This is a genomic window from Paenibacillus sp. J31P190, assembly GCF_059692075.1.
The window spans coordinates 73,582-97,929 of record NZ_JCAUAS010000006.1 but is presented as its reverse complement, the minus strand read 5'-3'; the positions used below and the strand labels follow the sequence as shown (position 1 = coordinate 97,929).

Here is a 24,348-nt window from a genome sequence, read left to right as displayed (position 1 = left end):
GAACAATCATGGCATTAACTCAAGAGCGTAAAACACAACTGATTCAAACTCACAAGGTACATGATACCGATACGGGTTCACCTGAGGTACAAGTAGCAATCCTTACAGAAAACATTGTCAACCTGACAAATCATCTGCGGACTCACAAGAAAGATCATCATTCCCGTCGTGGTTTGCTCAAAATGGTTGGTCAACGCCGTAAGCTGCTAGCATATGTGAAGAACAAAGATGTGAGCCGTTACAGTGCTTTGATCGAAAAGCTTGGTTTGCGTCGATAAAACCGACAATGAGAAGCAACCTGTTGCTCCTTTGCTGGGCTTGATAAAGCTTTGGCGAAGAAAGGCAACGAGGTTGCTTTTTCTTGTATTTTTAAAACGGAAAAAGAAGGAAATACTAGACATTACGCAGAAATAGTGGATGGCTCCAACGTTAGGCAATTTTTGAGTACATATGGAGCATAATATAAAAGGTTTCTGAACCTTACTTTCTGTGCATGTTTATCAAACACATATGAATTGAATAGAACAATTCCTTAGGAGGATGTTATGGAGAAAAGGGTACAAATGGAACTTGGCGGTAAACCGTTCATTCTTGAAACGGGCAGATTGGCCAAACAAGCCAATGCAGCTGTAACTGTCCGTTATGGCGATACGGTTGTGTTGAGTACAGTAACAGCTTCAAGCGGACCGAAAGATCTGGATTTCTTTCCGTTAACGGTTAATTATGAAGAAAGATTGTATTCCGTTGGTAAAATTCCAGGTGGTTTTATTAAACGTGAAGGACGTCCAAGTGAGAAAGCGATCCTTGCGAGCCGTTTAACGGATCGTCCGATTCGCCCTCTTTTCCCTGAAGGCTTCCGTAATGACGTGCAAATCGTTTCTATTGTAATGAGCGTAGACCAAGAGTGTCCGCCAGAAATGGCAGCAATGATTGGTACTTCTGCTGCACTTGCAATCTCTGATGTTCCTTTCAATGGGCCTGTTGGTGGCGTGATTGTTGGACGAGTAGATGGGCAATTCGTTATTAATCCAACGGGTGAGACAGCAGAGAAAAGTGATCTTCACTTAACGGTTGCCGGCACCAAAGATGCGATTATGATGGTAGAAGCAGGCGCAAATGAAGTTTCAGAGGAAGTTGTGCTCGAAGCTATCATGTTCGGACACGATGAGATCCGTAAGATTGTTGCGGTGATTGAAGAATTGGTTGAACAAGCAGGTAAACCGAAAATGGAGGTTAAACTTCATACGGTTGATGCCGAGGTAAATCGTGCTGTTCGCGAATTTGCTCAAGCTAGATTAGTTGATGCGATTAAAATTCCTGAGAAGCATGCTAGACAAGAAGCAATCGATGTTGTGAATGCTGAAGCTGTGGAACATTTTACAGCCTTGTATGCAGAAACTCCTGGTTTACTAGGTGATGTGAAAGAAACACTTTATGATATCGTTAAAGAAGAAGTACGTCGTTTGATCACACATGATAAAGTGAGACCAGATGGACGTAAACCAGAAGAGATTCGTCCAATTGATTGTGATATTGATTTGTTACCGCGTACTCACGGTTCAGGCTTATTCACACGTGGACAAACACAAGCACTAAGTATCTGTACATTAGGCGCTTTAGGCGATGTTCAAATATTGGATGGCTTGGATCTTACTGAAACCAAACGTTTCATGCATCACTACAATTTCCCTCCGTTTTCCGTTGGGGAAGCAAGACCGCTTCGTCCACCAGGTCGTCGTGAAATTGGACATGGTGCATTAGGGGAGAGAGCCCTTGAGCCAATCATCCCTAATGAAGTTGAATTCCCTTACACAATTCGTCTCGTATCTGAAGTATTGGAATCGAACGGTTCAACATCCCAAGCTAGTATTTGTGCAAGTACACTTGCTCTTATGGATGCTGGTGTTCCGATTAAAGCACCGGTTGCTGGTATTGCGATGGGTCTGATCAAAGACGGAGATCACTTCTCCATTTTATCCGATATTCAGGGTATGGAAGATCATCTTGGTGATATGGACTTTAAAGTTGCCGGAACCGCTGAAGGAATTACAGCCCTGCAAATGGATATCAAAATCGATGGAATTGATCGCAGCATTCTACAGCAATCTTTGCAGCAAGCCAAAGAAGGCCGTTTGCACATTTTAGGTAAAATGGTATCTCGTATTTCAGAGCCTAAGAAGACTCTTTCCAAATACGCGCCTAAGATTCTTACGATGAACATCAACCCGGACAAAATCCGTGATGTTATTGGTGCAGGCGGTAAAATCATCAATAAAATTATTGAGGAAACCGGCGTGAAAATTGATATCGAACAAGATGGCCGTGTATTCATCGCTTCATCCAATCAAGAGATGAACGAAAAAGCACGTTCTATTATCGAAGGCATCGTTCGCGAGGTTATAGTGGGTGAAACTTACCTAGGAACCGTAAAACGCGTTGAGAAATTCGGAGCATTCGTAGAAATTTTGCCTGGTAAAGAAGGTTTAGTTCATATTTCACAGATCTCCACAGAGCGAGTAGCGAAAGTGGAAGACGTAGTGAACATTGGCGATCAAATCACCGTTAAAGTAACTGAGATTGACCAACAAGGAAGAGTTAATCTTTCTCGTAAAGCGACATTAACTTCGCAAGTCCAGGCTCAAACCTAAGCCGCGTGACTTGTGAAGTCCCTTTTAAATAGTTTTGGATAAAGAGTCAGATCAATCTGTCTCTTTTTTGCTGTTTAGATATACTGGACATGCCTCGTTCTACTCTTGTCCCTTCCTGCATAAAATCAGGACATAAGGAAGGGGGATCTGTGTATGCTCCACAAAAAATGGCTTCTGCTTGGAAGTTTTTTTGCTATGGTTCTGCTTACATTGGATGCAATCCCTAGCGTAGGAACTTACATTAATGCAGTGAAGAATAACCGAATTTCGTATCTAGCAGACTCCAATTGGTTGGACGAAGAAGCACTTCCGGTCTTTGCCTCTGCGACTTTGAATTCAACCGAACAAAAGAAGTTAAAGCAAAGCAATTTACTAGAAACGATTATGAAAGAAGCAGAAAAACGAAAAATTCCCCCTATCAATGCCAAACTTGATCCTGTTTGGAAAGCTGTTCCCGGTTACAACGGATTGGAAGTCGATGTTGAGGAAACGCTCAAGCTAGCAGAGCATCAATTAACGCCGAATAAAATAAATTATGTAATGAAAGAAGTGCAGCCTAGTATTCAATTAAACGATCTCGGTCCTAATCCGATATATAAAGGAAACCCCAAGAAGCCAATGGCGTCTTTCATGATCAATGTTGCTTGGGGAAATGAGAACTTACCTAGTATGCTTGAGACTTTGCGCAATGAAAATGTACATGCGACTTTCTTTCTGGATGGCTCGTGGTTGAAGAAGAACGTGGAAATGGCCAAAAAGATCCAAAGCGAAGGGCATGAAATATCTAATCACGCTTATTCGCACAAGGATATGAGAAGTATAACGCGCAGCAAAGCTGTTGAGGAAATTTCTAAAACAGAGGATCTGTTGAAGCAGCAGCTTGGTGTGAAGAACATGCTTTTTGCGCCTCCCTCGGGTTATTTTAATCAAGAAACGGTTCAAGTAGCTTCGGAATTCAATTTGCAAACTGTACTGTGGACTTTCGATACGATAGATTGGAAAAATCCAGGGTCTGAACGAATCCTTCAACGGTTATCGTCAAGCGTCGAGCCAGGTTCACTTATTTTGATGCATCCAACGACTTCATCCAAGGAAGCATTGCAAGGAATGATCCGTATCATTAAAAATAAAGGATTGACGATTGGCACTGTTTCTGAGCTTTTATCCTCTAAACGTGTTGCTGAAGCGGGTCAAATCGTGAAATAATTGATGAATCAGCTGGAAAGTTGAGTCGTTGGCACATTTTTGTTAGACTGAGTAAGTATAATTGGGGAAAAGGACTTTAGGTGCTACAATTCGAGGAGGAACCTTGGTGATCAAATATCGCTTACATAATGGCTTGAGAGTCGTCATGGAACAAATTCCTACGTTTCGATCGGTAACGTTCGGGATTTGGGTGAAGACGGGCTCGCGTAATGAGTCTCAAGATAATAACGGCATTTCGCATTTTATTGAACACATGTTGTTCAAGGGGACAGAGCGCCATTCAGCCAAAGATATCGCGGAGATATTTGATGGAATTGGTGGAAATGTGAATGCATTCACCTCCAAAGAGTATACATGCTATTATGCAAAGGTTCTCGATGATCATTTGCCTCTTGCTATGGATATGCTTTCGGACATGTTTTTCCATTCTGCATTTGATGAGAGTGAGTTAGAAAAAGAGAAGAACGTCATATATGAAGAGATCTCTATGTATGAAGATACACCGGATGATTTGGTTCATGATTTATTGGCCAAAGCTTCTTATGGCTCACATCCGCTGGGCTATACGATCCTTGGAACCCAAGACAATTTATCGAAAATGAAATCCGAAGATCTTCGTAACTATATGAAGCAATATTATAATACGGAAAATACGGTTCTTAGTATAGCTGGCAATATTGACGATAGTGTGCGCGAGCTTATTGAGAAGCATTTCGGTGAATTCGCTCAAACGGGTGTGGAAACAAGTTATAATGCACCGGATTTCCTTGGAGAATTGATTTTCCATTCGAAAAAAACGGAACAAAATCACATCTGTCTATCGCTCCCAGGTCTTTCACTTCAAGAAGAGAATTTATATCCGATGGTACTGCTCAATAACGCCATTGGAGGTGGAATGAGTTCTAGATTGTTCCAGGAGATTCGGGAGAAACGCGGGCTTGCTTATTCCGTCTATTCCTATCACTCCTCGCATATCGACAGCGGCATGTTCACGATTTATACTGGCACAGCACCGAAACAAACGGAAGAAGTGCTCAAAGTGACAATGGAACTGCTGCATGATATAGCTGTGAACGGAATGACGGATTCTGAACTCAAGAAAGGCAAGGAGCAGTTGAAAGGCAGCTTGATCCTTAGTTTGGAGAGTACCAGCAGCCGTATGAACCGATTCGGGAAAAATGAGCTTATGACTGGTAAGCATTACAGTCTCGACGAAATGATTGAGCGAATTGAAAGCGTTCAGATGGATGACATTCGTCAATTGACGAAAACACTATTCCGGGCACCTTTTGCTCTGTCAATGGTGGGGAATTCGGATGATGTCATTAAGGGCTTCAGGAGGGATCAGCTTGTCTCTCAATAACTTTGATGTCCAAATTAAACGGGTATCCGGACAGGAGGATATCCTCCTACCTCAGAAAATGTCCGCAGCTGCTAGCGGCTTCGATCTTCATGCCGCAGTGAGCGAGCCGGTAGTGCTTGGTCCTGGTGAGCGTCAACTCATCCCTACAGGCTTTGCACTCAGTATGCCGCCAGAGCTTGAAGCTCAGATCCGACCGCGGAGCGGGCTTGCCTACAAGCATGGCATCACAACGCTAAATTCGCCGGGAACGATTGATGCCGACTACCGCGGAGAAGTGAAAGTGCTGCTGATTAACCATGGGCAGGAGCCGTTCACCATTCAACGGAATGAGCGAATTGCGCAGATGGTTTTCCAGCTTGTGCCGCAGATTCAGCTGGGTGAGGTTTCGGAATTAACGGAGACAGAGCGAGGATCAGGTGGTTTCGGCCACACAGGACGGTAATAGATCTGCTACATATGTAAGCATAAACATCAGCCTCCCTTCTAATTGAAGGGGGGCTTTTTGTTTTCCAAGGAACTGAGCACGGAAAGTCACCCATCCTTAGGCGAACGCATACTATAACGTATCGAAACGGACCGAGGAAGGGGTGTAAGCGAGAATGCTCACTGGGATTTCGGTTGCTATTATGGGTGGAGACGCTCGGCAGCTTGAAGTAATTCAGAAATTTACTGAACTTGATGCTACGGTGACATTAATCGGCTTTGACAATCTAGGGAGGCAATTTAGCGGTGTATCCAATGCTAGACTCGATCCCCTGCTGTTTCAGACCGTTGATGTACTTATTTTACCAGCTGTAGGTACGGATGATTCGGGACAAGTGGAATCTATATTTTCGAGTGAAGAGATGAGGCTTACGGATGATCTTATTTCTTCACTGCCAAAGCATGCCAAAGTGTATACAGGAATGGCCAAAAGCTTTCTGAAAAAGCTTTGTGCTGCACATGGGATTGAGGTAGTGGAGTTATTCGAGCGTGATGATATCGCGATTTATAACTCCATTCCGACAGCCGAGGGAGCGCTAATGATGGCGATCCAGAACACTGATATTACGATCCACGGTTCAGTTAGCATGGTTTTAGGTTTTGGTCGTACAGGTTTTACAATGGCCAAAACTTTGCAGGGATTAGGGGCAACCGTGAAGGTTGGCGTGAGGAAACCGGAGCATTTTGCAAGGGCGTGGGAGATGGGTTTTCAGCCTTTTTATACAAAGGATCTGTACCCGGAAGTGGGGAATATTGACTTGCTTTTTAACACAATTCCGACTATGATAGTCACAGCGCAAGTTATTACTAATATCCCACATCGCGCGCTCATCATCGATTTGGCTTCTAAACCCGGTGGAACGGACTTCCGATTTGCCGAGAAAAGAGGCATCAAAGCGTTGCTAGCGCCCGGTTTACCTGGCATCGTCGCCCCCAAAACAGCTGGCCGCATCATGGCAAACACACTCAGTCAGCTGATCGTGGAAGACTTCAAAGACAGGAGCGATGTGGAATGAATTGGCAAGGGAAAACAGTCGGATATGCATTAACTGGTTCTCACTGTACGTTGGAAGAAGTCATGCCTCAGATTAAGAGATTTGTAGATGCGGGTGCTCGGGTCATTCCGATTGTATCGAATACAGTCATGACCACCGACACACGTTTCGGCAATTCAGCAGACTGGCAGCAACAAATAAAGGATATAACCGGAAACGAGATTATATCTACTATTGTAGCCGCTGAGCCTCTAGGTCCATCCAAGCTGCTTGATGTGATGGTTATTGCACCATGCACAGGGAACACGACTAGTAAGCTAGCAAACGCGATGACAGAGAGTCCAGTACTTATGGCTGCAAAAGCGCAAATGAGAAATTTGCGGCCGCTAGTTTTAGCGATTTCGACTAATGATGGGCTGGGTTTGAACGCGATGAATATCGCTAAGCTTCTCATTACCAAAAATATTTATTTTGTGCCCTATGGTCAAGATGCACCTGGAGCTAAGCCAAATTCGTTGGTAGCTCGGATGGACTTGATTATGGAAGCCTGTGAAGCTGCTCTTGAAGGTAAGCAATTGCAGCCCATGATTATTGAGAGATTTCAATACTAATTCATATACAACATCTTGAAGGGGAGAGTCCAGCTCATGTCGAACCAGAAGCTTTTTAACGTTGCAGTCGTAGGCGCTACAGGTGCAGTAGGAGAACAGATTATACGACTACTAGAAGAACGGAATTTCCCCATCAAGGAATTGAAACTACTTTCTTCCGCTCGTTCAGCGGGCGTAAAGCTTTCTTTCAAAGGTCAAGAAGTAACCGTTCAAGAAGCGACGCCGGAAAGTTTTCAAGGCGTTGAAATTGCTTTATTTAGCGCTGGTGGCGACGTTACGAAGGCATTAGCTCCTCACGCGGTTAAGGCGGGTACGATCTGTATCGACAATACAAGTGCATACCGCATGGATCCTGAAACACCACTTGTGGTGCCTGAGGTAAATGTCGAGAAAATTAACGAACACAAAGGTATTATTGCAAATCCGAATTGTTCTACAATTCAAATGGTAGCTGCACTCAAGCCACTATATGATCGTTATGGGATTTCCCGTATTATCGTGTCAACGTACCAAGCTGTTTCTGGAGCTGGTGCTAAAGCAATTAACGAAATGTTGAGACAATCGAAAGAAGTGCTTGAAGGAAATGATGCGAATCCGGATATTTTACCAGTCGGTTCTTTGCCAGTGAAACATCAAATCGCCTTCAATGCGATTCCGCAAATTGATAAATTCCTCGATAATGGTTTTACGAATGAAGAAATGAAAATGATTCTTGAAACGAAAAAGATTATGGGCGATGAGTCCATTGAAGTTACAGCTACATGCGTTCGTATTCCAGTTGTTTATGGACATTCTGAGTCTGTCTATGTTGAATTAAAAGAAGATTTCGACGTAGAAGAAGTGAAAACGTTACTTGCTAATGCTCCTGGTATTGTTCTTGTTGACAATCCGGCTGAGCAGCAATATCCGCTTGCTACAGATGCAGCAGGTAAACTGGAAACTTTCGTTGGTCGTGTACGCCGTGATTTGAGCAATCCGAAAGCGCTAAATATGTGGATTGTTTCTGACAACCTGCTAAAAGGCGCTGCATGGAATGCTGTACAAATTGCTGAATATATTGCTATAGAACAATAATCAGCAAGTATGACTGCGTTAATCATCATGCAGTGAATATGGGGGAAACTCATGCGAATCCTTGTACAAAAATTTGGGGGCACTTCACTTTCCACCGCTGATGCCAGAGAACACGTTATTGGACACATTCAAGACGCACTTATCAATCATTATAAATTGGTTGTTGTTGTATCCGCGATGGGAAGAAAAGGAGAACCCTATGCGACTGATACGCTCTTAGACCTCGTTCGAAAGAACGGGGAGGGGGTGCCAGCGCGGGAACTCGATATGTTAATGGGCTGCGGAGAGTTAATTTCTGCGGTACATTTGTGCAGCTTGTTACAAGCAACAGGTATTCGATCTACGGTTTTGACAGGTGGGCAAGCTGGTATTCTTACGAATGATGTTCACGGTAATGCCCAGATAGTAGCTATGCAGCCAAACCGGATCCTGGAATTGTTGGAGCAAGATATGGTTGTCATTGTTACCGGATTTCAAGGTAAAACAAGTCAAGACGAACTAACAACATTAGGGCGCGGGGGTAGTGATACTTCGGCGACTGCTCTTGGGGCTGCCCTAAAAGCTGAAATTGTAGATATTTTCACGGATGTCAACGGGATATTGACAGCGGATCCACGGATTGTTGAGGATGCTAAACCGCTGGTTCGCGTAAGCTTCGCTGAAATCTGCAATATGGCACATAATGGTGCAAAGGTTATACATCCACGCGCGGTAGAAGTAGCCATGCAGGCCAATATTCCGATTCGCGTGCGATCTACGTTTTCCAAAGAAGAAGGAACGTTGGTTACAGCGTCAGACAGTATCCCCACAGATATGAGTCAAGTGAAGGATCGATTCGTTACGGGAATTGCTCATTTTACGAACATCACTCAAATTCATGTTGCTGCAGTTGAAGGTCAATTCGATCTTCAGCTTCGTGTATTTAAAACGATGGCGCTGCATCAGATTAGTGTTGACTTTATTAACGTCAATCCATCGGGAGTTGTTTATACGGTATTCGATCATGAAGCGGAACGCGCTCTCAAATTGCTCAGAGGTCAAGGTTATGATCCTAAGGCTGTAAGTGGATGTGCGAAAGTTTCGGTGATCGGCGGCGGTATGAACGGAGTGCCAGGTATTATGGCGCAAATTGTTGAGGCATTAACGGTAGAGGACATACGTATCCTTCAATCAGCCGATTCAAATACAACGATTTGGGTACTTGTCCATGGTGTTGATATGATTAAATCTGTTAGGGCACTACATCATAAGTTCAATTTGTATAAGTGACAATGTGAGATTGAGGAGGTATAACTTTTGGATTTCGGAAGAGTAATTACAGCTATGGTGACTCCGTTTGATGAGAACTTACAAGTGAACTGGGAGCAAGTGGAACCATTAATTAACTATTTGATCGAAGAGCAGCAGTCGGATAGCCTTGTTATTTGTGGCACGACTGGTGAGGCACCAACATTGACAGACGATGAGAAGTTGAAGCTTATTGAGCTATCGGTTCGTTATGCCAGGGGGCGCTGTAAAATTATTGCAGGGACAGGAAGTTATGACACTCTGGACACTGTAGAATTTTCCCGAAAAGTGGAGAAACTTGGAGTCGATGCCTTACTGATCGTAGCTCCTTATTATAACCGCCCTTCCCAGGAAGGGTTGTACCAGCATTTTAAAGCAGTGGCTGATTCTGTTCAGGTATCAATTATGCTTTATAATGTACCGGGACGCACAGGTGTGAATTTGGATGCAGAGACAACAATTCGTCTATCCCAAATTCCGAATATCGTGGCTACCAAAGATTGCGCTAACACGGATCAATTAACACGTATACTTAATGATGCAGCTCCTAATTTCCTTGTGTACAGCGGGGATGACAGCAGTGCACTGCCTGCTCTAGCGGTAGGATGTCAGGGAATTATTAGTGTTGCTAGTCATGTGATTGGAAAAGAAATGCAATCTATGATAAAGTATTATTTAGAAGGTAACATTCAGCAAGCGGCAGAACTACATCGTAAGCTGCATCCTGTTTTTACTGGCATTTTCCGTGTACCGAGCCCTGCACCAATTAAGCATGCTCTCGCACTGAAAGGCATTCAAACTGGAGGCGTAAGACTTCCGTTAGTTCGTGTATCCGAGCAAGAAGGACAATTCATTCAATCACTTTTTGTATGATAACGCCTAATGAATCGGTGCTTCCGGCATCGGTTTTCTTTTTTTGGGGAATCTAAAGTAATCGGTATTAACTTGTATTTGTTGTTTTTTTTCATGTATAATGGTTGCAAGTGACTAGTTCGGTTTTTTCATTTAAAATTCGTCGTCCAATCTAAGAAGGAGGTATATTCTTGTCCAAAAAAAATATTGATAAACTTTTGATCTTCGCTCTTGGCGGCGTGGGCGAAATCGGAAAAAATATGTATTGCGTTCAGTATGCGAACGATATCATCGTCATTGATAGTGGTTTGAAATTTCCAGAGGAGGACATGCTTGGAATCGACATCGTCATTCCAGACATTGGATACCTAACGGAGAATCGGGATAAAGTACGCGGCATTATCATCACTCACGGCCACGAAGATCATATTGGCGGCTTACCTTATGTGCTTAAGCATCTTAACGTTCCACTTTATGCAACTAAGCTTACAATGGGACTTATCGAAGCAAAGCTGAAGGAAGCAAATTTACTCGGTACTACGAACCGGATCCTCATTAATTCGGAATCCGTTCTTTCCTTAGGTGTTCTTACTGCCTCTTTCTTCAAAACCAATCATAGTATTCCTGATTCTGTGGGTGTCGCTTTAGATACACCAGAAGGTGTTGTTGTTCATACAGGAGACTTTAAGTTCGATCAAACTCCTGTAAATGATCAATATGCGGACTTGCATCGTATGGCAGAGATTGGGAAGAAAGGCGTACTTGCCTTGCTTTCCGACAGCACAAATGCAGAACGTCCTGGTTACACAGGGTCTGAGCGCAGTGTTGGGGTTGAAATTGAAGAAGTGTTCCGTAAAGCTAAGCAAAGAGTTGTTATTGCGACGTTTGCATCCAATATTCACCGTGTTCAACAGGTGTTTGATGCAGCCGCAGCAACAAATCGCAAAGTAACGGTAATCGGTCGCAGTATGGTTAACGTGGTTTCGATTGCCAGCGAGTTAGGGTACTTGCACATTCCAGATGGCATGTTAATTGAGCCGGAGGAAGTTAACAAGCTTGCCGCTGATCGCGTTGTCATTCTTTCTACAGGTAGCCAAGGAGAGCCAATGTCTGCTCTTACAAGAATGGCACGTTCAACCCATCGTAAAATTGATATTTTACCTGGTGATACGGTCATTATTGCGGCAACTCCAATTCCGGGGAATGAGCGTTATGTAGGCCGTACCGTAGATGAGTTATTCCGTATTGGCGCTAATGTGATTTACGGTCCAGGTTCTGTTACTGGCGTACACGTATCTGGTCATGGTAGTCAAGAAGAATTGAAGTTAATGCTCAATCTTATGAAGCCTAAGTACTTTATTCCGATTCATGGCGAATATCGCATGCTGCGTCAACATGGCATCCTAGCCGAGTCTGTCGGCATTCCTAAAGAAGATATATTCATGTGCGATATCGGTGACACGGTAGAAATTCAAAATGGTGTTGCTCGCAAAGGATCTAAAGTTCAAAGCGGCAACATTCTGATTGATGGACTGGGTGTTGGAGATGTAGGCAACATTGTGTTGCGTGACCGTAAATTACTGTCTCAGGACGGAATCCTAGTGGTCGTAGTTACTCTCAGCAAACAAGATGGCAAAATTTTATCTGGACCAGATATTATTTCTCGCGGATTTGTGTATGTACGTGAATCTGAGGGTCTCTTGGAAGAAGCCAATCGTATCGTAACGAATACGTTAACGAAATTAATGAATGAAAATGTAAATGAGTGGGCATCTTTAAAAACAAACGTGAAAGATGTTCTCGGACGCTTTTTATATGAACAAACCAGAAGAAGACCGATGATCCTTCCTATTATCATGGAAGTCTAGGCTCGAACAAGTCACTTGAACCTATGCAATAGTAAAGCTCTCTCCATTACTGGAGGGAGCTTTTTTTCATGTGTTCGTAGGGTGCGAATGCATGAAAGTACGCAAATTTATTCATACTATGGGAGATTATGAACAGTACATGCAAAGTTTGCTAGCACAATACAGTTCAAGCTTACAAAGCTGTTTTTGCAAAAGCAAAACTCAAAGGGGGATTTTCAGTGGCAGCACCCACAGGACCGAAACAACAAGAACCGGAAATGGAAGAAGGTAAGAAAAACGCAGTCCTCGAAAACATTCAACAGTTAGGTCAAACTAATACGCTTTCTGGCGAATCTAATATTTTCTGCCTTACCATTATTGGACAAGTGGAAGGACATATTGTTCTCCCTCCCCAGAATAAAACGACCAAATATGAGCATCTAATTCCGCAATTAGTCGCCGCAGAACAGAATCCAAAGATTGAAGGCGTTATGATTATTTTAAATACGGTAGGGGGAGATGTAGAAGCAGGACTTGCTATAGCAGAGATGGTAGCTACACTATCGAAGCCTTCCATTGCTTTGGTACTAGGTGGCGGGCACAGCATTGGTGTTCCCATTGCAGTATCAGCGGACTACTCGATTATTGCCGAAACGGCAACGATGACGATTCACCCTATTCGATTAAATGGTTTAATTATTGGAGTTCCACAAACATTTGAATATTTGGATAAAATGCAGGAACGTGTTGTGCGTTTTGTTACGAAGCACTCAAATGTAACAGAAGAAAAGTTTAAAGAGTTAATGTTTAAAACCGGAGAGTTAACAAGAGATATTGGGACGACGGTTATTGGTATAGATGCCGTTAAATATGGCTTAATAGATCAAGTTGGCGGTATTGGTGATGCAATCCGAGAGCTTAATCAGCGTATAGAAATTAAGAAATCAGCAGCGAACGGAGGCATCGTACAATGATACATTACTCCGTTATACCTATGGATGTTATTTTTGAAGGCATGGAGACTTATGAACCGAAATTTATCGAAATCGATCAGGGTGGAGTCAAAATGCAAATTGAACCGATTAGTGGCTTTCAGGCACGAATTGTCAGGCTCTTTAGCTGTAATCCTCAGGATTATTTGAATAATCAATATGCCCCTGGAACTATTATTTCATATAGTCCTGTAGCAGAGGCAACTTTAACTTTCTAGCTTGACCTTCCTGTATCATCCCCCAAGTCAAATATGGTATAATGTGGACTTGGGGGTGGCAAGCGTGGCGAAACGCAAGAAAAAAGGTAAGGCTCTAAAAACAAGCTTGTTATTCGAGTTATATGGTATTCTCATTCTAATCTTCTCGGTCATTGCACTTGCTCATCAAGGGCATGTCGGGAATTCGTTGATTTACCTTTTTCGATTTTTTGTGGGAACGTGGTATTCACTTATACCGCTGATTTTCATATATGTGGCCTTATATGCGATGATCAAGAGAGCATGGCCACAGATGGTTACGCCCAAGAAAGCTGGCATACTGCTGTTCATTCTTGGACTACTAATAAAAAATCATATTGATTTGTTCGCTCAATTGTATCCTGATGGCGGTTTCACGTCTGGTAAAGTCATAGCGTCGACATGGAATGCCATGTTAGATGGTCTGCATCCAACAGAAGCAGGCAAATCGGCACTGGAATATGGCATTGGTGGCGGCATGATAGGCGCAATGCTATACAGTGTCCTTTACTTTCTGTTCGATTATTTGGGCGCTCGATTAATCCAATATGCGCTATTTGTCATGGGCTTTATCCTGGCAACAGGGATTTCTTACGTGGACGTTGGCAATATCGTGAAGGGTCGATTTAGTAATGTTGGCCAAAATTTTAAAGATAGAATGAAAGAGTGGCTGCAGGATCGCGAAACACGTCAGCCCCAAACAGTCTCCGCGGGTGCTAGTGCAACTAAGGCGAAGAAATCCTCTTATGTTCCTGTTGATGATGAATTCGATGAGGAGGTTTTCCAGCCTGTTAAGCGAGCGAAGAAAACACCACTTTTTATGGAGCTGCTTCGTCCTAATAAGGAAAGTCGGAAAAAGGCTGCAGTCGAGAATAATTCAGATGCTGATGAATTAAATGATTTAGATGCAGCAGATGAAACCGAGCAAGTTCTTTATAAGTCAAGCGCCAAGCAGGCTGCTGAATCAGATTCACCATCCACAGATCAACCAATCACACCTATTATTCGTGATTTTCAAGAGCAGGTTTTTCAAGAAGCACAGCAGGCAGTCAAGCATCCTGCGTCTTCCTCTACAGCACCGGCCTCTAAAGTACAGGGAGCAGGGGCTGTTGAAACGGATGAAGAGCCAGTTACGTTAGAATTTCAGGAGAATGTGCCGATTGTGCAGACACGGCCATATGAAATGCCTTCACTTGATTTATTAGCAAAACCTGCTGTTGGCAAAGGCAGCGAGATGGCAGACTATAAAGCGAATGCAAGGAAGCTCGAAGCCACCTTAGAGAGCTTTGGCGTTCGTGCAAAGGTGCTGGAGGTCGTCAGAGGCCCTGCCGTGACACGCTATGAGATACAGCCTGACGTGGGTGTTAAGGTCAGCCGAATCGTCTCCTTGACCGATGATATCGCGTTGGCGCTTGCTGCGAAGGATATTAGGATGGAAGCGCCGATTCCTGGTAAAGCTGCGATCGGCATCGAGGTGCCGAATCTGGAGGTTTCGATCGTAACCATGCGTGAAGTCATGGAAACATCCGCTTTTCAAGAATCCAGCTCGCGGCTATCGGTTGTACTTGGGCGTGATATTTCTGGACAACCAATCGTCGGAAATTTGGCAAGAATGCCTCACTTACTTGTAGCTGGAGCCACCGGTTCAGGTAAATCCGTCTGTATTAATGGAATTATTACGAGCATTTTGTATAAAGCAAAGCCTAATGAAGTGAAGTTTCTTATGATCGATCCGAAGATGGTTGAATTGAATGTCTACAATGGGATTCCACATCTACTGGCACCAGTTGTAACTGATCCTCGACGAGCTTCGTTAGCACTTAAGAAAGTCGTCGTTGAGATGGAAAAGCGTTATGAACTATTCTCGAAAAGCGGAACGCGAAATATTGAGGGCTACAACGCGATGTTGACAGAAAGCGGAACGGCTGTTCCTCTGCCATATTACGTGGTCATCGTGGACGAGTTAGCCGATTTAATGATGGTTGCTGCTAATGATGTGGAAGATTCAATCACCCGACTTGCTCAAATGGCACGCGCAGCGGGTATTCATTTGATTATTGCTACACAACGGCCATCCGTTGATGTTATTACGGGCGTGATTAAAGCGAATATTCCATCGCGTATCGCGTTTGGTGTTTCGTCTCAAGTAGACTCACGTACCATTTTAGATATGGTCGGCGCAGAGAAACTATTAGGCCGAGGAGACATGCTTTATTTGCCAGTAGGCGCGTCCAAACCTGTTCGTATCCAGGGTGCTTTTTTATCTGACCAAGAGGTTGAACATGTGGTTGGCTTTGTACGCACGCAGGAGCAGGCGAATTACCAAGAAGAAATGGTCCCGCATGTTGAAGAAATGCCGGAGCAGCAAAATGAATTTGAAGATGAGCTGTACGATCAGGCTGTTCAAATTGTATTGGAAGCCAAGCAAGCCTCTGTTTCCTTGCTGCAGCGACGTATGAGAGTCGGTTATACACGTGCGGCAAGGCTGGTTGACTCGATGGAAGCCAAAGGGGTCGTCGGCCCGTACGAAGGCAGTAAGCCTCGAGAAGTGCTGATGTCGATTGAACAATACCATCATAATCGAATCAGCTCCTAGATTTAAATATACGATTGGACGAGCACTCTCCTCAGGAGAGTGTTTTTTTTGCATAAACAGTGAGCTCCTTTCTCATAATAAGCAAGAAAAGGCTGTAATTTGAAAAGTGAGGTTGAGAAGGGGAATGAATAAACGATTAATTGTACTTACATTTTGTATTGTTTTCGTACTAGTTGTCGCTTTTCAGTTGAAAGGGAAGTTCAATCCACCTGCAGAAGAAACGTTTAGTAAAAATGAAGTGCGTTATGGAGCAACTGGAGCTGACGTCAACGAGCTGCAAGGTAGATTGAAGTTCATTGGTTTCTATAGCGGCAGCATAGACGGAGATTATGGGTATAAAACTTTATTGGCAGTGAAGCGATTCCAAGGTGAGTTTGGGATGAAAGTAGATGGCGTTGTAGGTCCCAAGACCAAGCTTAAACTTTGGGAAGCCACGAAGAATTGGAAGCCTACAGCACCAACTACAGCAGGTCAGGGAAGCGCTGGCAAAGAAACGGCAACTTCAAATCAAAAGCCAGCCAATTTGCTGCCATCTAATAACCTAGGCTTATCTGAGCAGGATATTAATCTGATGGCGAATGCAGTGCATGGAGAGGCTCGGGGAGAACCTTATATTGGTCAAGTAGCCGTAGCAGCTGTTATATTAAATCGTGTGAAGTCGGCAAGTTTTCCTAATACGGTTTCTGGTGTTATCTTTCAGCCTGGCGCTTTCACAGCCGTAGCAGATGGCCAAATTTGGCTAACACCAAACGAATCGACGAAAAAAGCTGTAAAAGATGCGCTGAATGGATGGGATCCTACGGGTGGTTGTATCTATTATTTCAACCCGGTAACGGCGACATCCAAATGGATTTGGAGCAGGCCGCAAGTGAAAAATATTGGGAAGCATATTTTCTGTAAATAATTTAGACATGGACAAGGAGAAGGAACCAGCGTTGGTTGCTTCTCCTCTTCGTATAGGAATATAATGGATTTATATCACCGATAAAGAAGGGAGACCGACCTTTGAAGCATATACAATTTGAGCGCACTACATGGAATCATATACGTTTACATGTGCTGCCGACAGATCGGTTTAAAACGTTTGCCATTTCAGTGTACATAGGCCGTCCTCTAGAGGAAGAAACGGTCACGAGTACCGCATTAACACCATTTGTACTTCGTAGAGGAACGGAATTACGCCCAGAAACGAAGCAATTTCGAGAATATTTAGATGATTTATATGGTGCAGGATTCGGTTTTGATATTTACAAACGGGGCGATTACCAAATTGTTCAGCTGCGTATGGATATCATCAATGACCGATTCGTGAAATCAGCACAATCTTTATTAAAACAGGGACTTGAATTCGTTGGAGAAACCTTGACAAAGCCAGCGCTCGAAGAGGGACATTTTCGTAACAAATATGTCGATGCTGAGAAGCAGACGCTTCAGAAGCGCATAGAATCAGTCATTAATGATAAAATTCGTTATGCGGCTGAACGTTGTATCGAAGAAATGTGCAGTGATGATCCTTATCGGCTTCACCCATTGGGTAAAATCGATGATTTGGACCCTATCAATGCCGAGCGCCTGTACGAACAATATAAACACTGGCTTCAAACGGCACCTATCGATATTTATGTCGTCGGGAATACGACTCTTTCTGAAGTAGAGGAAATTGTAAAGCAGGCATTCTCCATTGAACGTAAGGAGGATGTCGGATATGTAACATCTGCTCCGCGGGGGGCAACAGGAGATGTCAAAACAATCGTTGAACGCCTGGATGTTAATCAAGGGAAATTGAACATGGGATTGCGTACAAATATTTCGTATCGAGATGAGCAGTACCCAGTAGCTCTTATGTATAATGGCGTTCTGGGAGGTTACCCACACTCCAAATTGTTTACGAATGTTCGCGAGAAAGCGAGTCTGGCCTACTATGCCTCGTCTCGGTTTGATGGTCACAAAGGCATTCTGACAATTCAATCGGGGATTGAAATGGCGAATTATGAGAAAGCGGTTGATATCATTCGTAAGCAGCTGACTGCCATGGAGCAAGGTGAGATCAGTGATATTGAATGGAATCAAACCCGAGCCATGATTGCCAATCAACTGCGCGAAATTCAGGATTCCGCATTCGAATTAATTTCATTTGACTTTAATGCTATTTTATCTGGAAAAGAACGTACGGTTTCAGGTTTGATTGAATCTGTAGAGCAGGTAGATATTGCGGCAATTGCAGAAGCTGCCAAACGTGTTCAACTGGATACGATATACTTTTTGCGGGACCAGAAGGGAGAGTAGAAGATGCAGGTTATTCCTTATCCACACCTGGGTGAAACCATTTATCACGAGAAGCTTGATAATGGGCTAAATGTATTTGTTCTACCCAAAGATGGTTTCCAGAAAACCTATGCGACGTTTACGACGCAATTCGGATCTGTTGATAACTTTTTTCAAGTTGAAGGGAAAGAGGCAGTTCAAGTTCCGGATGGCATTGCTCATTTTCTAGAGCATAAAATGTTTGAAGAGCCTGAAGGTGATATATTCGCTACTTTCGCATCAAACGGCGCTTCGGCTAACGCTTTTACAAGCTTTGATCGTACAGCGTATTTATTTTCATCTACAGATCACTATTTAACAAATTTAACGACATTAATTAATTTTGTGCAAAATCCTTATTTTACAGATGAAAATGTAGAAAAGGAAAAAGGCATTATCGGTCAAGAGATCAAAATGTACGAGGATAATGCGGATTGGAGAAGCTATTATGGATTAATTGAATCTTTATATGCGAAGCACCCCATCCATATTGATATCGCTGGTACAGTAGAGTCCATTGCCGAAATCTCAAAAGAAACCTTGTATGAGTGCTACAATACATTCTATCACCCCAGCAATATGAGCTTGTTTGTCGTTGGAGGCGTAGATCCAGAAGAGGTTATTTCGTTAGTTAAAGGGAATCAAGCAGCCAAAACGTTTCCACCTCAAGGTCATATCCAACGATTTTTCCCGGAGGAACCATTAGAAGTGAAGGAAGCGCGCAGAGAAACATTACTGCCTGTTTCCATGCCAAAATGTTTAATCGGATTCAAGGAGCCTGCACCTTCTGTAAGTGGGAAAGACTTGCTAGCTAGAGAATTGACGACGAAATTAATGTTGGATGTTTTGTTCAGTTCAAGCTCTGATATTTATCAGGCGCTATATGATGAACAATTGATTTCTGATAATTTTGGTCATGAATATAATTGCAGTGAGGGATATGCTTTCTCCATTCTTGGCGGAGATACCAAAGATCCGGACCAACTTGTAGCACGCATACGCGAAGAGGTCGAGAAACGTAAGGATTCTGGACTCGATGAAGTCACCTTTGAGCGGAGTCGTAAGAAGAAAATTGGTAATTTCCTACGGATGATGAACTCACCGGAATCCATAGCGAATGAATTTACTAAATACCGTTTCAAAGACATTGATTTATTCGATATACTGCCTGTTTACGAGCAAATTACACTTGAAGATGTAAACCGTCGATTCCGGGAGCATTTTGATTGGAGCAGACTTGCTATCTCGATTGTTCAAAGTCGTAAGCCATCGTGACGTTCCATAAGCCATTCAGTGAACAAACGGTTCTTATTACAGGAGCTAGCCGGGGAATTGGTGCAGCCATTGCTGAGCGTTTTGCCGCGGTAGGCATGAATGTCGTTATTCACTACCGTGAGTCACATGAAGCTGCTAATGAAGTAGCCAGATCTTGCATGAAGCATGGCGCCAAGGTGTTAACCGTATCTGCGGATGTAAAATCTCGTGAGCAAATCAATAAGATGCAAGAAAAGCTGGAACAAAGAGACATGGTCCCTGATATTATCGTGAACAATGCGGGGATTTCTCACTTTAGTATGCTTTCTGATGTAAGCGAAGAAGACTGGGACCTGGTGATGAATGTGAATCTTAAAGGGGCCTTTCTTTGTACCCAAACATTCATGACTGCCATGGTTAAACAAAAGTATGGCCGTATTATTAACGTATCCTCCATATGGGGCATCTCAGGTGCCTCCTGTGAGGTTGTATACTCAACAGCTAAAGGTGGGTTGAATGCCTTTACGAAGGCGTTAGCGAAGGAGCTGGCTCCTTCTGGTGTGACGGTGAATGCCGTAGCGCCCGGTGCGGTACATACCGAAATGATGGCAGGATTTCAACCTGAGGAGCGGGAAGCGATCGCCAATGAAATTCCGGTAGGCCGTTTTGCTTTGCCTGATGAAGTTGCTTCGCTTGTATACTTTCTAGCACTGCCTGAATCCGGTTATATTACGGGTCAAATCATAAGTCCAAATGGTGGATGGTTAACCTGAGTACAGAGTAAGAAGTCTCGCGCATAATTTTGAGCTGGGAAGCGAATATTACGTATGTAATGACCATTTCTCATAACTCAAAGGAGGCTTCTTACAATGGCTACTGTACTTAAGGTATTTGATAAGTGGAAAGAGTTTTTGGCTGAGCGTGTGAGTCAGGCTGGACATGCGGGGATGAGTGAGGAAACCATTTCTAAGCTCGCTTTTCAAATCGGTGAATTTCTGGCTAATAAAGTGGATCCTGAAAATGAACAAGAGCGAGTGCTTAAAGAGCTGTGGGATGCAGGGGATGAGCAAGAAAAGCTCACAATTGCCCGCCTCATGGTAAAATTAGTAGACAAAGGTTAATAACCGTTTTACAATTCAATAGGGTACTATGTGAAAGCCTCCTCTTTCGGAGGCTTTTGCACGCTTTATAAGGATGAAAGGAATTGTAACTTCATGGTAATCAAACGTTTTGTGCTTACTTTATTGCTCTTATCTTTTATTTTAACGGGGTGTGGGAATCGTGGAATTCCAGCCATTAAGCAGGAGTTATTGGATAATAAATTATCTGTGCTAATGCTGACAGGAGCTAGTATGTCTGCGACTGCGAAGCAGTCGGTAGGGAATGCGCTTCAGCAGTGGAGAGATGCGAATTTTATAGCCTTCGATTGGATCAAGGATTTGAATCAATTGGATGAAAGCGTTATAGCAAAGTTGAAAGCAAGCAAATATGATTACATATATGTCATTGGTAATGAATTGTTTCCTTCTGCTAATGGAGTGATAGGACAAGGACTTTCGATGGGTAAATGGACTTTATTACAAAGTCAGCTTGATGCCAAAGGGATCACAAGTCAGGTAAATGATCAAGCTTCGTTCTTGCAAATTGATTCTCTTCAGATTGAGACCTTAAAAAATAAATGGATCCAAGATCTATTAGCACAAAATGTTGTCGTGGAATGGGTGACTCGAAGTGATCGTCCCATTCCTTCTGCTTGGGCACCTTCGGAGGAAGCGGACCATATTGTTTTGCTGGATAATAATGAACAGTGGTTTCAGCAGTTATCCTTCCAAACGAGGCAGCATCACTCCAGCACGATTATTTTCTATACACCAGTAGATGAGGCACAAGTACAGAAAGCTAAGTCTATCGGAGTATCGGTTGTGGATATTTCAGGAGCCGTGTCCGCTGAACTTAACTGGGCTCAAATTTTGGACAATCGTCTCGCTATGATGAAAACCAACTCTTGGAAAAAGGGCGGAACGATTTACAACGAACAAGAGCTTAAAGAACTAAAAATGAAATAAATTTGAGTATTTTCGCGCGATAAAAGAAGGACATTGACGGAAATTGTAGAAATTACTTGAATAGGTGTCGACTTGTTCGAGACAGATATGGCGATGAGGTGGAAAGATTGGACGTTAAAGAATGGTATATGGAGTACAAAATTCACAAAAACCGTCCCGGCTTATTAGGGGATATAGCTTCCTTGATGGGGATGCTGGATATTAATATTGTGACTATAAATGGGGTAGAAGATCGAACACGCGGTATGCTTCTACAAACCAATGATGAAGAAAAAATTGACTTAATGGGTAAAATGTTAAGAAAAGTAGATAATATTACTATTACCGCTCTTAGACCCCCAAAGCTTGTTGATATTTTGGCTGTCCGTCATGGTCGGTATATTGAGCGCGATTCGGATGATCGCAAAACTTTCCGTTTTACTCGTGATGAATTGGGGCTATTAGTTGACTTCCTTGGCGAGATTTTCAAGAGAGAAGGGAACCAAGTTGTTGGCCTTCGTGGAATGCCGCGAGTTGGTAAAACGGAGTCGATTATTGCAGGAAGTGTATGCGCAAACAAACGTTGGACTTTCGTTTCCTCTACGTTACTCAGACAAACCGTGCGCAGTCAACTGTCGGAAGATGAAATGACTCCAAATAATGTATATATTATTGATGGTATCGTTTCCACTATACGTTCCAATGAGAAACATTACAGCCTTTTGCAGGATATTATGGGTATGCCTTCTACCAAGGTTATCGAGCATCCGGATATATTTATTCGGGAGTCGGAATACACATATAATCACTTCGATTATATTATTGAACTGCGAAATAGCCCAGATGAAGAAATCAATTATGATTCATTTACGTATACGTCCGAACCTTTTTAGTGTCTGTAACGTCATTAATTAAAGAAGATTCTGCGGGGAGGTGACCATATGTCTGATCTAGGATACATTTTACGTAAAACACGCCAGGAAAAAAAGATCTCGCTTGATGATCTACAAGAAGTTACGAAAATTCGTAAACGTTACTTGGAAGCGATTGAGGAAGGAAACTACAAGGTTCTGCCAGGAAGCTTCTATGTACGTGCCTTTATTAAAAGCTACGCTGAAGCGGTGGGACTTGACCCTGCAGAAGTTCTGGGCATGTACCAAACGACGAATCCCTCCCCAGCTGTAGAGAAACCAGTTGTTGAAACGATTCGTAAAAATAGAACGAGTGTCCGTAATACCGAAAAATTGAGCCGCTGGGCTTCGGGTACGATGTTTGTCTGTTTCATTTTGCTTATATTCGGTATCGTATACTATTATACATACAAGAATTATAAGGGAACGCCAGCAGATCAAAATCCTTCCCAAACGCAATCTCCGAGAATCACAGATTCGACGAATCCAACGACTGGCACTGCTCCAAGTACGACAATGAATGCGTCCAGTGACGGTAAAGTGGCGCCTCTTGCGACTCCAACTCCAACACCGGCGCCGACACCAACGCCATCTGTTCAGGTTAAGTTTAGCAGCAGCGAGAAAGGTGTAGATAATTACACGATAACCGGTGCTTCCAATCTTAATATTCAAATGAAAATAACAGGTTCCTGTTGGATTCGTGTGGATTCTCTTACAGAGGCAGGCGGTAAAGAAATGCTTAGACAGAAGCTTTACAAAGCTGGTGACACGGACTCTTTTGATTTAACTGGTTCTGCGTATTTAAATGTAGGTGCAGCCAGTGCTTTGGAGCTTACTGTGAATGGTACGATCGTTCCTGTCGGGGATACACCAAACCCCAAGAGGGTACAGCTCAATTTGCAAAAAAACTAGCTTTTTGACGTTTCCTGCGCTTTCCCGGGTAATTAAAAATGCCAAGAGATATCCTAGGCCGAAGAGGCTTGGGATGTTTCTTTTTTTACGGCTTCTTGCTATAATGCTATTGTAATTTGATGGAAAGGATGTTTTGTCTAAGATGAGTTCAGAATGTTCGTTTGATATCGTATCCAAGGTGGATATGCAGGAACTAAACAACGCCATACAGCAGGCGGAAAAAGAGATCCTTACCCGCTTTGACTTTAAAGGTAGTAAAAGCAGCATTAAATTGGATAAGGACCAGCTTGTTGTCACCTCAGATGATGAGTTTAAGCTTCAGAATGTCCTTGATATTATGCACGCCAAGATGACCAAACGCGGTATCTCGATTAAGAATCTCGAGTACAGTAAAGTAGAACCAGCTGCTGGTTCCACCGTAAGGCAGAAAATTAGCATGAAACAAGGTGTCGATCAGGAGAACTCGAAAAAAATAAACATTCTTATTCGTGACTCCAAGCTTAAAGTTAAGACGCAAATCCAAGGTGACCAAATCCGGGTAACCGGGAAGAGTCGAGATGATTTACAAGCCGTTATTGCGCTCTTGCGTAAGGCAGAAATTCCTCTTGATTTACAATTTGTAAACTTGAAATAGGCATACATACGATGTTCTTTGGAGTGTCCCCCCCTACATATAGGGGGTTTTTACATTTTGACACCCTATAGGGCTTGTATTATACTGGTAGGGAGTGT

At 43.1% G+C, this 24,348-nt stretch carries 23 protein-coding genes; all 23 read left to right on the top strand.

The annotated features are described in order from the left end of the window. The first annotated feature begins 8 nt into the window (after positions 1–8). Positions 9–278: a 30S ribosomal protein S15 gene (gene rpsO / locus AC58U0_RS13880; RefSeq protein ID WP_029195252.1), complete on the top strand. Its 270-nt coding sequence runs from the start codon at positions 9–11 to the stop codon at positions 276–278. 267 nt (positions 279–545) lie between these two features. Next, positions 546–2,648, top strand: coding sequence for a polyribonucleotide nucleotidyltransferase (locus tag AC58U0_RS13875; RefSeq protein WP_497379571.1), 2,103 nt, complete (start codon positions 546–548; stop codon positions 2,646–2,648). Positions 2,649–2,801: 153 nt separating this feature from the next. Beyond that, the gene (locus tag AC58U0_RS13870) at positions 2,802–3,854 is read left to right on the top strand and encodes a polysaccharide deacetylase family protein (RefSeq protein ID WP_497379570.1); all 1,053 of its coding nucleotides are present in this window, start codon (positions 2,802–2,804) and stop codon (positions 3,852–3,854) included. Positions 3,855–3,960: 106 nt separating this feature from the next. Then, entirely contained in the window at positions 3,961–5,217 is a 1,257-nt protein-coding gene (locus tag AC58U0_RS13865) for a M16 family metallopeptidase (RefSeq protein WP_497379568.1), read from the top strand. After that, positions 5,204–5,659 carry a dUTP diphosphatase gene (dut, locus tag AC58U0_RS13860; RefSeq protein ID WP_497379567.1) on the top strand — a complete coding sequence of 152 codons (456 nt, stop codon included), beginning with the start codon at positions 5,204–5,206 and terminating at the stop codon, positions 5,657–5,659. The genes AC58U0_RS13865 and dut overlap by 14 nt, the downstream gene beginning before the upstream one ends. Before the next feature lie 157 nt (positions 5,660–5,816). Continuing rightward, a complete protein-coding gene (dpsA, locus tag AC58U0_RS13855; protein ID WP_497379566.1) occupies positions 5,817–6,716 on the top strand; it encodes a dipicolinate synthase subunit DpsA in 900 nt (299 codons plus the stop codon). Further along, positions 6,713–7,306, top strand: coding sequence for a dipicolinate synthase subunit B (locus AC58U0_RS13850; RefSeq protein ID WP_057301515.1), 594 nt, complete (start codon positions 6,713–6,715; stop codon positions 7,304–7,306). Before dpsA ends, AC58U0_RS13850 begins: the two co-directional genes overlap by 4 nt. Positions 7,307–7,342: 36 nt before the next feature. Next, complete coding sequence (locus AC58U0_RS13845) at positions 7,343–8,380, top strand: aspartate-semialdehyde dehydrogenase (RefSeq protein WP_497379564.1); 1,038 nt, start codon at positions 7,343–7,345, stop codon at positions 8,378–8,380. 51 nt (positions 8,381–8,431) lie between these two features. Further along, entirely contained in the window at positions 8,432–9,649 is a 1,218-nt protein-coding gene (gene dapG, locus AC58U0_RS13840; protein WP_497379562.1) for an aspartate kinase, read from the top strand. 27 nt (positions 9,650–9,676) lie between these two features. Beyond that, positions 9,677–10,540: a 4-hydroxy-tetrahydrodipicolinate synthase gene (gene dapA / locus AC58U0_RS13835; protein WP_497379560.1), complete on the top strand. Its 864-nt coding sequence runs from the start codon at positions 9,677–9,679 to the stop codon at positions 10,538–10,540. Between the two features lie 170 nt (positions 10,541–10,710). Beyond that, entirely contained in the window at positions 10,711–12,387 is a 1,677-nt protein-coding gene (locus tag AC58U0_RS13830; protein ID WP_029195262.1) for a ribonuclease J, read from the top strand. Positions 12,388–12,644: 257 nt separating this feature from the next. Further along, the gene (locus tag AC58U0_RS13825; RefSeq protein ID WP_497379715.1) at positions 12,645–13,340 is read left to right on the top strand and encodes a ClpP family protease; all 696 of its coding nucleotides are present in this window, start codon (positions 12,645–12,647) and stop codon (positions 13,338–13,340) included. Beyond that, positions 13,337–13,576 (top strand): YlzJ-like family protein, encoded by a 240-nt coding sequence (locus AC58U0_RS13820; protein ID WP_057301510.1) that lies wholly within the window; start codon positions 13,337–13,339, stop codon positions 13,574–13,576. The genes AC58U0_RS13825 and AC58U0_RS13820 overlap by 4 nt, the downstream gene beginning before the upstream one ends. 64 nt (positions 13,577–13,640) lie before the next feature. Further along, the gene (locus tag AC58U0_RS13815; protein WP_497379558.1) at positions 13,641–16,190 is read left to right on the top strand and encodes a DNA translocase FtsK; all 2,550 of its coding nucleotides are present in this window, start codon (positions 13,641–13,643) and stop codon (positions 16,188–16,190) included. Between the two features lie 124 nt (positions 16,191–16,314). Further along, positions 16,315–17,094, top strand: a complete 780-nt coding sequence (sleB, locus tag AC58U0_RS13810; RefSeq protein WP_497379557.1) for a spore cortex-lytic enzyme — start codon at positions 16,315–16,317, stop codon at positions 17,092–17,094. A 101-nt stretch (positions 17,095–17,195) separates the two neighbouring features. Then, the gene (gene yfmF, locus AC58U0_RS13805) at positions 17,196–18,476 is read left to right on the top strand and encodes an EF-P 5-aminopentanol modification-associated protein YfmF (RefSeq protein WP_497379556.1); all 1,281 of its coding nucleotides are present in this window, start codon (positions 17,196–17,198) and stop codon (positions 18,474–18,476) included. 3 nt (positions 18,477–18,479) lie between these two features. Then, complete coding sequence (gene yfmH / locus AC58U0_RS13800) at positions 18,480–19,769, top strand: EF-P 5-aminopentanol modification-associated protein YfmH (protein WP_497379555.1); 1,290 nt, start codon at positions 18,480–18,482, stop codon at positions 19,767–19,769. Further along, positions 19,766–20,521 (top strand): elongation factor P 5-aminopentanone reductase, encoded by a 756-nt coding sequence (gene ymfI / locus AC58U0_RS13795; RefSeq protein WP_497379554.1) that lies wholly within the window; start codon positions 19,766–19,768, stop codon positions 20,519–20,521. The genes yfmH and ymfI overlap by 4 nt, the downstream gene beginning before the upstream one ends. Before the next feature lie 96 nt (positions 20,522–20,617). Next, positions 20,618–20,869: a DUF3243 domain-containing protein gene (locus AC58U0_RS13790; RefSeq protein WP_047672971.1), complete on the top strand. Its 252-nt coding sequence runs from the start codon at positions 20,618–20,620 to the stop codon at positions 20,867–20,869. 93 nt (positions 20,870–20,962) lie between these two features. Further along, entirely contained in the window at positions 20,963–21,814 is an 852-nt protein-coding gene (locus AC58U0_RS13785; protein ID WP_497379553.1) for a hypothetical protein, read from the top strand. Between the two features lie 128 nt (positions 21,815–21,942). Beyond that, positions 21,943–22,686 (top strand): DUF3388 domain-containing protein, encoded by a 744-nt coding sequence (locus AC58U0_RS13780; protein ID WP_373291262.1) that lies wholly within the window; start codon positions 21,943–21,945, stop codon positions 22,684–22,686. Positions 22,687–22,734: 48 nt separating this feature from the next. After that, complete coding sequence (locus AC58U0_RS13775) at positions 22,735–23,616, top strand: helix-turn-helix domain-containing protein (RefSeq protein WP_497379552.1); 882 nt, start codon at positions 22,735–22,737, stop codon at positions 23,614–23,616. A 142-nt stretch (positions 23,617–23,758) separates the two neighbouring features. After that, the gene (locus tag AC58U0_RS13770) at positions 23,759–24,250 is read left to right on the top strand and encodes a YajQ family cyclic di-GMP-binding protein (protein WP_047672977.1); all 492 of its coding nucleotides are present in this window, start codon (positions 23,759–23,761) and stop codon (positions 24,248–24,250) included. Positions 24,251–24,348: the final 98 nt, after the last annotated feature.